Origin of the sequence: Streptomyces cellostaticus (genome assembly GCF_001513965.1) — a bacterium.
Classification (GTDB): Bacteria; Actinomycetota; Actinomycetes; order Streptomycetales; family Streptomycetaceae; genus Streptomyces; species Streptomyces cellostaticus.
Map to the genome: position 1 here is coordinate 84,243 of NZ_KQ948022.1, position 12,403 is coordinate 96,645.

The 12,403-nt window shown below is 71.3% G+C and carries 10 protein-coding genes and 1 tRNA gene; 4 read left to right on the plus strand and 7 right to left on the minus strand.

What is annotated here, in order from left to right; all coding sequences use genetic code 11:
• Nucleotides 1-77 precede the first annotated feature (77 nt).
• Nucleotides 78-170: transfer RNA gene (locus tag AQI88_RS45955), tRNA-Sec, on the minus strand.
• A gap of 35 nt (nucleotides 171-205) precedes the next feature.
• On the opposite strand from AQI88_RS45955, the gene selD reads away from it, so the two are divergent.
• Nucleotides 206-1,219: a selenide, water dikinase SelD gene (selD, locus tag AQI88_RS17090; protein ID WP_066999382.1), complete on the plus strand. Its 1,014-nt coding sequence runs from the start codon at nucleotides 206-208 to the stop codon at nucleotides 1,217-1,219.
• A gap of 6 nt (nucleotides 1,220-1,225) precedes the next feature.
• On the opposite strand, the gene fdh is transcribed toward selD, so the two are convergent.
• From fdh to AQI88_RS17110, 3 genes are all read right to left on the minus strand, one after another.
• The gene (fdh, locus tag AQI88_RS17095; RefSeq protein ID WP_208615814.1) at nucleotides 1,226-4,495 is read right to left on the minus strand and encodes a formate dehydrogenase; all 3,270 of its coding nucleotides are present in this window, start codon (nucleotides 4,493-4,495) and stop codon (nucleotides 1,226-1,228) included.
• An 89-nt stretch (nucleotides 4,496-4,584) separates the two neighbouring features.
• Nucleotides 4,585-5,487: an NrfD/PsrC family molybdoenzyme membrane anchor subunit gene (gene nrfD / locus AQI88_RS17105; RefSeq protein ID WP_067000024.1), complete on the minus strand. Its 903-nt coding sequence runs from the start codon at nucleotides 5,485-5,487 to the stop codon at nucleotides 4,585-4,587.
• 71 nt (nucleotides 5,488-5,558) lie between these two features.
• Nucleotides 5,559-6,431 carry a 4Fe-4S dicluster domain-containing protein gene (locus AQI88_RS17110; RefSeq protein WP_066999392.1) on the minus strand — a complete coding sequence of 291 codons (873 nt, stop codon included), beginning with the start codon at nucleotides 6,429-6,431 and terminating at the stop codon, nucleotides 5,559-5,561.
• Nucleotides 6,432-6,550: 119 nt separating this feature from the next.
• Here AQI88_RS17110 and AQI88_RS17115 point away from each other — a divergent pair, with 119 nt between their 5' ends.
• Both AQI88_RS17115 and AQI88_RS17120 read left to right on the plus strand, forming a co-directional pair.
• A complete protein-coding gene (locus AQI88_RS17115) occupies nucleotides 6,551-6,982 on the plus strand; it encodes a MarR family winged helix-turn-helix transcriptional regulator (RefSeq protein ID WP_066999395.1) in 432 nt (143 codons plus the stop codon).
• Between the two features lie 155 nt (nucleotides 6,983-7,137).
• Nucleotides 7,138-8,775 (plus strand): MFS transporter, encoded by a 1,638-nt coding sequence (locus AQI88_RS17120; RefSeq protein ID WP_244184205.1) that lies wholly within the window; start codon nucleotides 7,138-7,140, stop codon nucleotides 8,773-8,775.
• Here AQI88_RS17120 and sph read toward each other — a convergent pair.
• From sph to mgrA, 3 genes are all read right to left on the minus strand, one after another.
• On the minus strand, nucleotides 8,748-9,731 hold the full coding sequence (gene sph, locus AQI88_RS17125) for a sphingomyelin phosphodiesterase (protein WP_066999398.1): 984 nt from the start codon (nucleotides 9,729-9,731) through the stop codon (nucleotides 8,748-8,750). The genes AQI88_RS17120 and sph overlap by 28 nt on opposite strands.
• A gap of 236 nt (nucleotides 9,732-9,967) precedes the next feature.
• Entirely contained in the window at nucleotides 9,968-10,147 is a 180-nt protein-coding gene (locus AQI88_RS17130; RefSeq protein WP_066999401.1) for a hypothetical protein, read from the minus strand.
• A 102-nt stretch (nucleotides 10,148-10,249) separates the two neighbouring features.
• Nucleotides 10,250-11,293 carry an L-glyceraldehyde 3-phosphate reductase gene (mgrA, locus tag AQI88_RS17135; RefSeq protein WP_066999404.1) on the minus strand — a complete coding sequence of 348 codons (1,044 nt, stop codon included), beginning with the start codon at nucleotides 11,291-11,293 and terminating at the stop codon, nucleotides 10,250-10,252.
• A gap of 268 nt (nucleotides 11,294-11,561) precedes the next feature.
• Between mgrA and AQI88_RS17140 the strand changes: the two genes are divergently transcribed.
• Nucleotides 11,562-12,401 (plus strand): chitosanase, encoded by an 840-nt coding sequence (locus tag AQI88_RS17140; protein ID WP_066999407.1) that lies wholly within the window; start codon nucleotides 11,562-11,564, stop codon nucleotides 12,399-12,401.
• The last annotated feature ends 2 nt before the right edge of the window (nucleotides 12,402-12,403 follow it).

Sequence of the window (12,403 nt, forward strand, 5' to 3'; positions counted from 1 at the left end):
CTGGAGCACCTGGACGACCAGGGACACACGGAGCGCGTCGACGACCAGCGCCGGCGCTGCCGGACCGGTCCGCGGAGCGGAGGCGGATGGGAATCGAACCCACCTGCCCGAGATCCTCGGGCACCTCGGTGTTGAAGACCGGGAGGGCCACCAGGCACCCGCACGCCTCCACCGCCCGCCCAGGCTAGTGCCCCAGGAGACAGGTATGACAACGACCCGCCAGGCCTCCGTCCGCCTCACGCAGTTCGCCCACGGCGGCGGCTGCGCCTGCAAGATCCCGCCCGGTGAACTGGAGGAGATGGTCGCCGGCCTGGGCGCACCGCTGCCCGGGGGCCACGCCCGGCTCCTGGTCGGACCGGCCACCGGCGACGACGCGGCCGTGGTCGTGCTTCCCGCCCACGACGGCACGGCCTTGGTGTGCACCGCCGACTTCTTCACCCCGGTCGTGGACGACCCGTACGACTGGGGGCGCATCGCCGCCGCCAACGCCCTGTCCGACGTGTACGCGATGGGCGGCCGGCCCGTCCTCGCGGTCAACCTCCTCGCCTGGCCCCGCGACCGGCTCCCCTTCGCCCTGGCCCGCGAGGTGCTGCGCGGCGGCCAGGACATCGCTTCCGAGGCGGGCTGTCACGTCGGCGGCGGACACAGCGTCGACGACCCCGAACCGAAGTACGGCATGGCGGTCACCGGTCTCGCCGACCCCGGACGGCTGCTGCGCAACGACGCGGGCCGCCCCGGTCTGCCGCTGTCGCTGACCAAACCGCTCGGCCTCGGCGTGCTGAACAACCGTCACAAGGCCACGGGGGAGCGGTTCGAGCAGGCCGTCGCCACGATGACGGCCCTCAACCGGGACGCCTCAGCCGCAGCCCTGGCCGCCGGGGCCACCTGCGCCACCGACGTGACCGGCTTCGGCCTCCTCGGTCATCTGCACAAGCTCGCCCGGGCCTCGGACGTGACCGCCGTGGTCGACACCGCCGCCGTACCGTACCTGGACGGCGCCCGGGAGGCCGTCCGGGACGGGTACGTCAGCGGCGGCACCCGGCGCAACCTCGACTGGGTCGCGCCGTTCACCGACTTCGGCGCCACGGACGAGGACACGCGCCTGCTGCTGGCAGACGCCCAGACCTCGGGCGGGCTTCTCGTGGCCGGGGAAGTGCCCGGGGCGCCGGTCGTCGGCGAGCTGGTGCCGCGCGGGATCCACTCGATCGTGCTCAGGTGAGCCCGGTCAGGGTTCCGTCCCGGTGTGTTCGTCGATGCCCGCCCGGGCCCGGTAGGCGCGCACCAGCTCCAGCGACGCCGGGCCCCGGGGACGCCGTCCCGGGCGGATGTCGACGGCGAACGCTTTCGTCTCCTGGATGTGCGTGTTCGGGTCCAGGGACAGATGCACCAGCTCGTTGGCCGCGTCGCCGGTGCTGTAGCCGTTCGGACCCCAGTGGTAGGGCAGGCCCACCTGGTGCAGGGTCCGGCCGTGCACCCTCAGCGGTGTCATGCGGTCGGTGACCAGTACCCGTGCCTCGATCACCGCGCGGGCGCTGACGATCGTCGCCCAGCCCGTGTGCTCCAGGCCCCGCTCGGCCGCCAGCTCCGGGGACACCTCGCAGAAGAACTCCGGCTGCAGCTCCGCGAGATACGGCTGCCAGCGGGACATGCCGCCCGCGGTGTGGTGCTCGGTGAGCCGGTACGTGGTGGCCACGTACGGGAACACCTCCGAGCCGGGCTCGGTGCCGCTCGGCTGGTAGCGGTTGTCGGGGAGCGCGGGCAGCAAGTGCCGTACCGGGTTGCGCTGTTGGGCGTACAGGAGATTCGGGAAGGGGGAGTCCTGCGGTTCGTAGTGCGCCGGCAGCGGCCCGTCCGTGAGTCCCGACGGCACATACAGCCAGGCCTTCCCGTCGGCCTGCATGACGAACGGATCCCGGCCCGACAGCGCCTCCGGCCCGGTCGCGCCCTCGGGCGGCCGGTGATCGGGCGCCTTGTCCTTCTTGAAGTCGGGGACGTCGTGCCCGGACCACTCACCCCGCTCGCCCTTGTCCGGGTCCCACCACACCAGTGCCTTCCGCTCGCTCCACGGCCTGCCCTCCGGGTCGGCCGAGGCGCGGTTGTTCAGAATGCGGCGGTTGGCCGGCCAGGCCCACGCCCACTCGGCTGCCACCCAGTCCTGTTCCCGGCCCGGCTTGCGGCGGGCGGCCTGGTTGACACCGTCGGCGTACACACCGCAGTAGATCCAGCAGCCGCAGGCCGTGGAGCCGTCGCCTTTCAGCTCCTCGTAGGAGGAGAGCGGACGGCCGTCGGCGTCGTGGCCGTTGATCTCGGCGAGCACGGCCTGAGCGTCCGGCTCGGTGTGCTCGCCCTTCGTCGGGTAGTTCCAGGCCAGGTCGAGCACCGGACGGTCCATCTCGTCGGCGGAACCGGCCAGCTTCTGTCGGATGATCCGCCCGAGGTGGTAGGCGAACCACAGGTCGCTGCGCGCCTCGCCGGGCGGTTCGACCGCCTGGTGGTGCCACTGGAGCAGCCGCTGGGTGTTGGTGAAGCTGCCGTCCTTCTCGGTGTGTGCGGCGGCCGGCAGGAAGAACACCTCGGTGCGGATGTCCTGTGTGCGCAGCTCGCCGGTCTCGATCTCGGGACCGTCCTGCCACCAGGTCGCCGACTCGATCAGCGAGAAGTCCCGGACGACCAGCCAGTCCAGCTGGGCCATGCCGAGGCGCATCAGCCTGGAGTTGGCGTTGCCCACCGCCGGGTTCTCGCCGAAGAGGAAGTAGCCCTGGCAGGCGCCTTCCAGCTGGGCCATGGTCGTCTCGTAGGTGGAGTGGGAGCCGGTCAGCCGCGGCAGGTAGTCGAAGCAGAAGTCGTTCCCGGCCGTTGCCGCGTCACCCCAGTACGCCTTGAGCAGGCTGACCAGATACGCACGCATGTTGCCCCAGTAGCCCTTGCGGGCGGCCTCCGCCCGCACGAAGGCCTCCAGGTCCTGGTTCTGGTGGGCATGCGGCATGGGAATGTAGCCGGGCAGCAGGTTGAAGAGCGTGGGGATGTCCGTCGAGCCCTGGATGGAGGCGTGGCCGCGCAGGGCCAGGATGCCGCCGCCCGGGCGGCCGATGTTGCCGAGCAGCGTCTGCAGCACGGCGGCCGCCCGGATGTACTGGACGCCCACCGTGTGCTGCGTCCAGCCGACCGAGTAGGCGAAGGCCGTCGTCCGCTCGCGCCCGGAGTTCTCCGTGACCAGCTCGCACACCTGCCGGAACAGGTCCTGTGGCACCCCGCAGATCTGCTCCACCAACTCGGGCGTGTAGCGGGCGTAGTGCCGCCTGAGCACCTGGAAGACGCAGCGCGGATGGCTGAGCGTCTCGTCCCGCTCGGGCTCGCCCTCACCGATCGCGGCACCGCCGGAGCCGTGGGCCTCGCCGCGCGCTGCCTCGGCCACCGTGCTGCCGCCGCCGGTGCGCTCCTCGTACTCCCGGTCGCGCTCGCCCGAAGCCGCCTGCATCTCGGTGCCCTCGTACTGCCAGCTGGCGTTGTCGTAGCTACGGGTGTCCGTGTCCAGGCCGGAGAAGACGCCGTCCAGGTCCTCGGTGTCACGGAAGTCCTCCCGCAGAATCACCGGCGCGTTGCTGTAGGCCACCACGTAGTCGCGGAAGTACTTCTCGTGCTGGAGGACGTAGTTGACGATCCCGCCGAGGAAGGCGATGTCGGAACCGGCGCGCAGCGGCACGTGCACGTCGGCGAGCGCGCTGGTGCGGGTGAACCGCGGGTCGACATGGATCACCTTCGCGCCGCGGGCCTTCGCCTCCATCACCCACTGGAACCCGACCGGATGGCACTCGGCCATGTTCGAGCCCTGGATGACGATGCAGTCGGCGTTCTGCAGGTCCTGCTGGAACGTGGTCGCACCGCCGCGTCCGAACGAGGTTCCCAGACCGGGAACGGTGGCGGAGTGTCAAACACGCGCCTGGTTCTCGATCTGGATCGCTCCCAGCGCGGTGAACAACTTCTTGATGAGGTAGTTCTCCTCGTTGTCGAGCGTGGCCCCGCCCAGGCTCGCGATGCCGAGCGTGCGCCGGGTGCGCGTCTCGTCGACCTCCCACTGCCAGCCGGCCCGGCGCGCCTCGATCACCCGGTCGGCGATCATGTCCATCGCCCGGTCCAGGTCCAGCCGCTCCCACTCGGTGCCGTACGGCCGCCGGTACAGGACGTGGTGCTCGCGGGCGTCCCCCGTGGTCAGCTGGAGGCTCGCCGCGCCCTTGGGGCACAGACGGCCGCGCGAGACGGGGGAGTCGGGGTCGCCCTCGATCTGGGTGACCCTGCCGTCCTGGACATACACGTTCTGCCCGCAGCCCACCGCGCAGTACGGGCAGACCGACTTCACCACCCGGTCGGCGGTGGCGACCCGGGGTTCGAGCCGCGCGCTGCGCCCGCTCTTGGCGGCGGCCCCCCGGCCCAGCGGGTCCGTCCCGGTGAGCTGGCGGTACACCGGCCAGGAGTCGATCCAGGTGCGTACGCCCACGCCTTGCTCCTCCCGCTCGGTCTCGATTCCCGCTCGGTTACTCGATTTTCCCGCAGCCGCGCGGCCACGGCATCTCGCGCCCCGGAGGGTCACGATCCGCGCGCCGCCAGCCGTTCCCGCTGTGGCAGCACCGTGTACCTGGGGTCCTCGGCCGAGGCCACCCCGGCGTGGAACACGCCGAACCGCAGGGCCGCCGAGCCGGAGAGCAGGGCGGCACCGGCCGCGAGGGCCGGGCGCCGGTCGCGCAGGCGTCCGCAGACGAGGGCCAGGGCGGCGCCGGACGCCGTCAGCGCCTCGGCCGCGCGCAGCAGGGTGCGCGGCCTGCCCCGTTCGTAGGCTTCGGCGGGCAGGCCCATGCGGTGCTTCATCAGATGGAAGGCGCCCAGTTCGAGCGCGGTGCCGAGGACGGCCATGCGGCGCGCCGGACCCGCCTGGCCGGCCGGAGCGGCGGCCAGCGCCAGACCGGCGGCCGCGGTGGCAGCCGATCCCGCGAAGACGAACGGCAGCTGCCGGTAGCCCTCGTGCCAGGCGGGCACAGCCGTGTCCGAGACGAGGACGGCGGTGTACGTCGCCACCGCCGGGCCCAGGACGGCGGCGCCCGCCGTGGCGGCCGAGCCCACGAGCCGGTACCGGCCGGTGACCTCGCCGGCCGCGGCGGCCAGCGTCAGCGGGGCGTACCCCGCCAGCAGCCACGAGCCCATGCTCATCGGCGAGGTGGGCTTGAGGACCCGGAGCATGTTCAGGAAGCGAGCCGGCCGGCCCAGATCGTGGACGAGAGCGGCCAGGGAGAGGGAGATGGCGCCGGCCGCGCCGAGTTTCGCCGTGCGGGCCAGCGCCGGGCGCCCGGTGAGGTCGGCCCCGGCCGCCAGCAGCGAGGAGGCCCCGGCCAGCCCGCCCAGGTACAGGTACCCGGCGATGTCCAGGGGTTTCCACGTCGGTGTGTTCAGCACGGGTCTGCCGTAGTACGACGAGAACCGCGCGTCCGGCACCATCGGCTGCTCGCCCCGTCCGCGCCGGCGCCGGCGGCGCCCCGGCTGCGCCCCGGCGGGCGTCTCCCGTCCGCTCATCGCGGCCTCCTCGCGAAACCGGCGGCGGCCAGCGCGGCGAGCGAGGCGGCGGCCAGCGCCGCGTGGCGCCACATGGCGGGCAGGTCCCGGGTGGTGACCACCGGATCCGGGGGCAGGCCGTAGACCTCCGGCTCGTCCAGCAGCAGGAAGAACGCGCCGTCCCCGCCGACCCCGTCGTCCGGGCTCTCGCCGTACAGCCGAGCATCGGTCACCCCGGCCGTGTGCAGCTGCCTCACCCGGGCCGCCGCTCGCTCCCGCAGCTCCTGAAGCGGGCCGAACTGGATCGATTCGGTCGGGCAGGACTTGGCACAGGCCGGCTCCATGCCGACGCCCAGCCGGTCGTAGCACAGGGTGCACTTCCACGCCCGGCCGTCGTCCCTGCGCTGGTCGATGACGCCGTACGGGCAGGCGGGCACGCAGTAGCCGCAGCCGTTGCAGACGTCCTCCTGCACCACGACCGTGCCGAATTCGGTGCGGAACAACGAGCCCGTGGGGCACACGTCCAGACAGGCCGCGTGCGTGCAGTGCTTGCACACGTCGGAGGCCATCAGCCAGCGCAGCTCGGTGTGGCCGTCGGGGGAGCCGGGGTCTGTGCCGAGGCGGGAGGCTGCGGCGAACACGTCCACGTCCTCGTGGGTGAGTGCGGGCTCCGGTCCGCCGAACGGCTTGCGCTGCTCGATGAAGGCCACGTGCCGCCAGGAGTCGGAGCCGAGCCGCTGTGTGTTGTCGTAGGACATGCCGGTCAGCTCCAGGCCGTCCTCCGGAATGGCGTTCCACTCCTTGCAGGCCACCTCGCACGCCTTGCAGCCGATGCACACGGAGGTGTCGGTGAAGAAGCCCATGCGCGGTGTGTCGTCGTCCCCGGTCATGGTTCGAGGCTGGCACGGGTGCCCTTGCTCCGCGCGTCCGAAGAGATTCGTCGGTGAGGGCACTGCATTACTGCCACGTGGTTGAACAGTCCAGACTGATAAACCTACTGTTAGTAATTATGGATACGGAGAACACCGCTGCACTCGCCGCCGCCCTGCGGCTGGCCATGGGCCGGATCGTCCGCCGATTGCGCCAGGCGCACGCCGTGGGGGACGTGTCCCTCTCCGGCGTCTCCGTGCTGTCCCGGCTTGCCACCGCCGGACCGGACTCGCCCGGCTCGCTCGCCGAACTGGAGCGGGTCCGCCCCCAGGCGATGGCCACCACCCTCGCCGGACTGGAACAGCGCGGGCTGGTCAGCCGTACCCCGGACGCGGCCGACGGACGCCGGGTCATCATGGCGATCACCGACGCGGGCCGGACCGTGCTGGAGGAGCGCCGCTCCGAGTCCGTCGAGCGACTCGCCCACGCCTTGGACCGGTTCACCCCGCAGGAGCGCGAGGCACTGCGTGCCGCGCTGCCCCTCCTCGACCGGCTGGCGGAACGGCTGTGACCGGGCACGCGCCCGGCCCGCGGGACCGGCACCCCGCCGAAGGCCTGCGCCGCCGCCTGCTCGCCCGCTCCGCCCGCCACCGCGACACGCCCGCGGGCCCCGGCTACAAATGGGTGGCCCTGTCCAACACCACGCTCGGCGTCCTGATCGCCACGATGGACGCCTCCATCGTGATCATCTCCCTGCCGGCGATCTTCCGCGGGATCGGCCTCGACCCGCTCGCCGCGGGCAACATCGGCTATCTGCTGTGGATGATCCTCGGCTATTTGCTGGTCTCCGCCGTGCTGGTCGTCGTCCTCGGCCGGCTCGGCGACATGTGCGGCCGGGTCCGCATCTACAACCTCGGCTTCCTGGTCTTCGCCTGCGCCTCCGTCGCGCTGTCCCTCGACCCGTTCCGGGCCGGGGCGGGCGCCCTGTGGCTGATCCTGTGGCGCATCGTGCAGGCCTTCGGCGGCTCCATGCTCACCGCCAACTCGGCCGCCATCCTCACCGACGCCTTCCCGGCCCGCCAGCGCGGCACGGCCCTCGGCATCAACCAGATCACCGCGCTCGCCGGGCAGTTCCTCGGGCTGCTCGCGGGCGGTCTGCTCGCCGCGGTCGACTGGCGGGCGGTGTTCTGGGTCAGTGTCCCGGTCAGTGTGACCGGCACCGTCTGGTCGTACCTGAGCCTGCGCGAGACCGCGGCCGGCGGACGCGGCCGCGTCGACTGGCTCGGCAACCTCACCTTCGCCACGGGCGCCGGAATCCTGCTCGCCGGCATCACCTACGGCATCCAGCCCTACGGCGGCCACCCCACCGGATGGACCAACCCCTGGGTGCTCGCGGGCCTGTTCGGCGGTCTCTTCCTGCTGCTGGTGTTCTGCCTGGCCGAGACCAGGGCCGCCGAGCCGATGTTCCAGTTGTCCCTGTTCCGGGTGCGCGCGTTCGCCGCGGGCAACCTGGCCGCCCTGCTGACCGCGATCGCCCGCGGCGGGCTCCAGTTCATGCTCATCATCTGGCTGCAGGGCATCTGGCTGCCGCTGCACGGCTACGACTTCGAGGACACCCCGCTGTGGGCCGGCATCTTCATGCTGCCGCTGACCCTCGGCTTCCTGATCGCCGGTCCGGTTTCCGGCTACCTCTCCGACCGGTTCGGCGCCCGCCTGTTCTCCACGGCCGGTCTGATCGTGGTCGCCGGTTCCTTCCTCGGCCTGCTGGCACTGCCCGTGAACTTCGCGTACGGCCTGTTCGCCGGGCTGCTGTTCCTCAACGGTCTGGGCCAGGGCATGTTCTCCGCGCCCAACACCTCGTCCGTGATGGGCAGCGTCCCGGCCCGCCACCGGGGCGTGGCCTCCGGGATGCGCTCCACCTTCCAGAACTCGGGCACCGCCCTGTCCATCGGCGTCTTCTTCTCGCTGATGGTCTCCGGACTGGCCTCCTCCCTGCCGTCGACGCTCAGCAGCGGACTCCAGGCACACGGAGTGTCCGCCGGTACGGCCCACGAGGTGGCCTCGCTGCCACCGGTCAGCACCCTCTTCGCGACCTTCCTGGGCAACAACCCCGTCGGTCACCTGCTCGGTTCCGGTGGCGGGCCGGACCACCTGACGACAGCCCAGCGCGCCACCCTGACCGGTCACACCTTCTTCCCCCGGCTGGTCTCCGGCCCCTTTCACCACGGCCTGACCATCGTCTTCTGCGTCGCCGCCGGCATGGCCCTGGTCGCGGCCCTCGCCTCCGCCCTGCGCGGCAGCCACGAGCCCGCCGGCGACGACACCGTGAGGGGTTCTTATCCGGCGTACGCCCGCAAGGGGTAGTGGTCCGAGAGGTTCGTGTACGTGTACGACGTCCCCCAGCTCGTCACCGTCCACGGCTCCGACCGTTCCTGGACGACCTCGTTGCGCCAGCCCGCCGGGCGGGCGTGACCGGCGCGGGCGAGAACGTAGTCGAGGTCCTCGCGCGGATCGTTCGGATAGCGGTCGTGGGCGATGGAGTTCTCCTGGGTGTCGAAGGAGTACGGGTGCCCCGTGCGCGCGTCGGCGCCGACGAGGTCGGCGTCGGCCAGCATGGAGGCGTACTCACCGCTGCGCGAGTCGACGTTGAGGTCGCCCGCGATCAGCACCTCCTCGTCGGCGGGGATGTTCTTGGAGTCCAGGAACGCGTCGATCGCCTTGAACTGCCGGCTGCGCATCGCCGCCGCCTCACCCGCACCGCACCCGGGATCCGTGGACTGCGTGTGCGTGCCGACCACGTGCACCTTGGTGCCGTTCACGTCCAGGACGACGTACGCGAAGCCCTTGTCGGACCACCAGTCCGCGCCGCACGCGTCCTTGTAGACGTACTGCTCCTTGTGCAGGACCGGCCACTTGCTCAGCACGGTGACCCCGCCGTCCTCGGGCGTGGCGGCCGAGTACGCCCCGCCCGTCGCGTCCCAGCCGCTCCGGCTGCGGCCCACCACCGGTGTCTGGTACGGGTATTCGGCCGCGGCGGCGCTCTTCAGCGCGTCGGAGGAGGAGTTGTCGAACGCCTCCTCCAGGACGACCACGTCGTTGCCGCGGAAGAAGGCTGCCTTCGGGATCTGAGCGGCCCGGTGGTCCTGGCCCCAGTTCGGGTACAGGTTCTTGCTCATGAGGAAGACGTTGTACGTCAGAACCTTCAGTGCCGGTGCCGGATCGGCTGCCGCCGCCGGTGCCGAGGAAGCGAGCGCCGCCGCGGGCAGGGCGAGGGCGAGCACGGCTGCCCCGAGGGCGCGGCGCGGTGCGAAGAGCGTCACTGGATCTCCCTGTGGATGAAGGGGGTTGAGTGGCGCCGCACATCAAACCACCGGGAATTACCCACAGGTAACACCCGTGCGGGCACCAGATGGCCCACAGCCGAGGAAGGGGGGAGTCCGTTCAGGGTTCGGGCCGCCGTCGCAGGAGTGCCGTACGGGCCGCCGTGACGATCTTGCCGCCGTGACGTGCCGGCCCCAGCGGTGCAGGAAAGCCCCGCATCCGCAGGGGGAGGCAGTCAAGAGGCGAAGCCGAGGCCGCTCTCGCCGTCGCCCGGGTCGGGCTGGCAGGTGCGGCACAGTTCGTGATCCCCGTCGCGGGTGACGACGGTTCCCCAGCCGAGGCAGTGCTCGCAGTCGCGGGCGAGACCCAGGTCGGGGTGGGGAGGCAGGACGGGGTGGTGGGCTCCGTAAGCCATGCGGGAAGCGGCTCCTTGAAGGCGCGGGGTCGCGGTCCGGATCACTTCCATTATGTCCTATTTTTTCCTTATGTCAGTGACGGGTGTCACTGAGTGCCACTCTCAGCCCAGATTCCCCAGGCGGGCGTCCCGCCACAGGTCCACACCGCCGTCGGTGGCGTGCTTGTCGATCTCGGCCAGCTCCTCGGCGCTGAAGTCGAGGTTCTCCAGCGCGGCCACGTTCTGCTCCAGCTGCTCGACGCGGGAGGCGCCGATGACCAGCGAGGTGACCCGCTCGTCCCGCAGGGCCCAGGCCAGGGCCAGCTGGGCCAGGGTCTGACCGCGCCGGGCGGCGATGTCGTTCAGGGAGCGCAGCCGCCGGCGCATGTCCTCGCTCAGCCAGGCCGGGTCGAGCGACGTGCCCCGCGCGGCCCGCGAGTCCTCGGGTACGCCGTCGAGGTAGCGACCGGTCAGCAGCCCCTGGGCGAGCGCGGTGAACCCGATGACGCCGAAGCCCTCCTCCTCGGCCGCCTCCAGCAGGCCGTCGGTCTCGATCCAGCGGTTGAGCATGCTGTACGACGGCTGGTGGATGAGCAGCGGGGTGCCCAGGTCGCGGAGGATGGCGGCCGCCTGCCGGGTGCGCTCGGCGTCGTAGGAGGAGATGCCGACGTACAGGGCCTTGCCCTGGTGGACGGCGGTGTCGAGCGCGCCCATCGTCTCCTCCAGCGGGGTGCTCGCGTCCAGCCGGTGGGAGTAGAAGATGTCCACGTACTCCAGGCCCATGCGGCTGAGCGACTGGTCCAGCGAGGCCAGCACGTACTTGCGGGAGCCGCCGCCCTGCCCGTAGGGGCCGGGCCACATGTCCCAGCCGGCCTTGGTGGAGACCACCAGTTCGTCCCGGTACGGCGCGAGGTCCTGCTTCAGCAGCCGGCCGAAGTTGATCTCGGCCGCACCGTACGGCGGACCGTAGTTGTTGGCCAGGTCGTGGTGGGTGATCCCCAGGTCGAAGGCGCGCAGCGCAATCTCGCGCTGGGTCTCGAAGGGGCGGTCGTCGCCGAAGTTGTGCCAGTAGCCCAGGGACAGGAGCGGGAGGTCCAGTCCCGAGCGGCCGGTGCGCCGGTAGCGCATGGTGCCGTGGTAGCGATCGGGGTCCGCGACGTGGTTCATCGGGTCGTCTCCGGGTCGTGCCGTAGGGGTGCCCGCCGTGTGTAGGCGCTCGTCCACCCTGCGCCTTCATGATTCGTAAGTCCAACCGATGGCCCTCATGGCATTGAGCGGCGTGGTTTCTGAATCGGGCGGCGGGCGCCGCACTGTTCGATCCTACGAACTTCCTGTGGGGCGGGTTCCGGGCCTTCGCTATGTTTGATAGGAAACTTTCCTACCAGTGCGGTCCGGACCAACCAACTCCCCACCCCCACCCCCTCTTGGAGTCCCTGTGGTGCACACAGAGCGCGAATCAGCAGCCTCCGCCCGCCTCTCCCGGCGGGCCGTCGTCGCCGCCCTCGGCGCCGTCGCCTCCGGCGCCCTGCTCGGCGTCCAGCGCGTCTCGGCGGCACCGGCGGCCGCGCCGGGCCTCGACGACCCGGCGAAGAAGGAGATCGCCATGCAACTGGTCTCGAGCGCGGAGAACTCCTCGCTCGACTGGAAGGCCCAGTACAAGTACATCGAGGACATCGGCGACGGCCGCGGCTACACCGCCGGCATCATCGGCTTCTGCTCCGGCACCGGCGACATGCTCGACCTCGTCAAGCTCTACACCGACCGCAAGCCCGGCAACGTCCTCGCCAAGTACCTGCCGGCCCTGCGCCGGGTCAACGGCAGCGACTCGCACGACGGCCTCGACCCCGACTACCCCAGGGACTGGCGCAAGGCCGCCCAGGACACCGCCTTCCAGCAGGCGCAGAACGACGAACGCGACCGCGTCTACTTCAACCCCGCGGTCGCCCAGGGCAAGAGGGACGGACTGCGCGCGCTGGGCCAGTTCATCTACTACGACGCCCTCGTCATGCACGGCGACGGCAGCGACCCCACCAGCTTCTCCGGCATCCGCAAGCGGGCGCTGCGCAGCGCCGAGCCGCCGGCCCAGGGCGGCAGCGAGACGACGTACCTGGGCGCCTTCCTCGACGCCCGGGTGTGGGCCATGAAGCAGGAGGAGGCCCACAGCGACACCAGCAGGGTCGACACGGAACAGCGGGTCTTCCTGCGCAAGGGCAACCTCGACCTGAACACCCCCCTGGACTGGAAGGTGTACGGGGACAGTTACCACATCGGCTGACG

Coding starts and splice junctions, on each gene's coding strand:
- AQI88_RS17110 (WP_066999392.1), bottom strand. CDS start 6,431: ATGACCGGGGACGACGACACACCGCGCATGGGCTTCTTCACCGACACC.
- mgrA (WP_066999404.1), bottom strand. CDS start 11,293: ATGAACCACGTCGCGGACCCCGATCGCTACCACGGCACCATGCGCTAC.
- selD (WP_066999382.1), top strand. CDS start 206: ATGACAACGACCCGCCAGGCCTCCGTCCGCCTCACGCAGTTCGCCCAC.
- AQI88_RS17115 (WP_066999395.1), top strand. CDS start 6,551: ATGGATACGGAGAACACCGCTGCACTCGCCGCCGCCCTGCGGCTGGCC.
- nrfD (WP_067000024.1), bottom strand. CDS start 5,487: ATGGTGCCGGACGCGCGGTTCTCGTCGTACTACGGCAGACCCGTGCTG.
- AQI88_RS17130 (WP_066999401.1), bottom strand. CDS start 10,147: ATGGCTTACGGAGCCCACCACCCCGTCCTGCCTCCCCACCCCGACCTG.
- AQI88_RS17120 (WP_244184205.1), top strand. CDS start 7,138: ATGGACGCCTCCATCGTGATCATCTCCCTGCCGGCGATCTTCCGCGGG.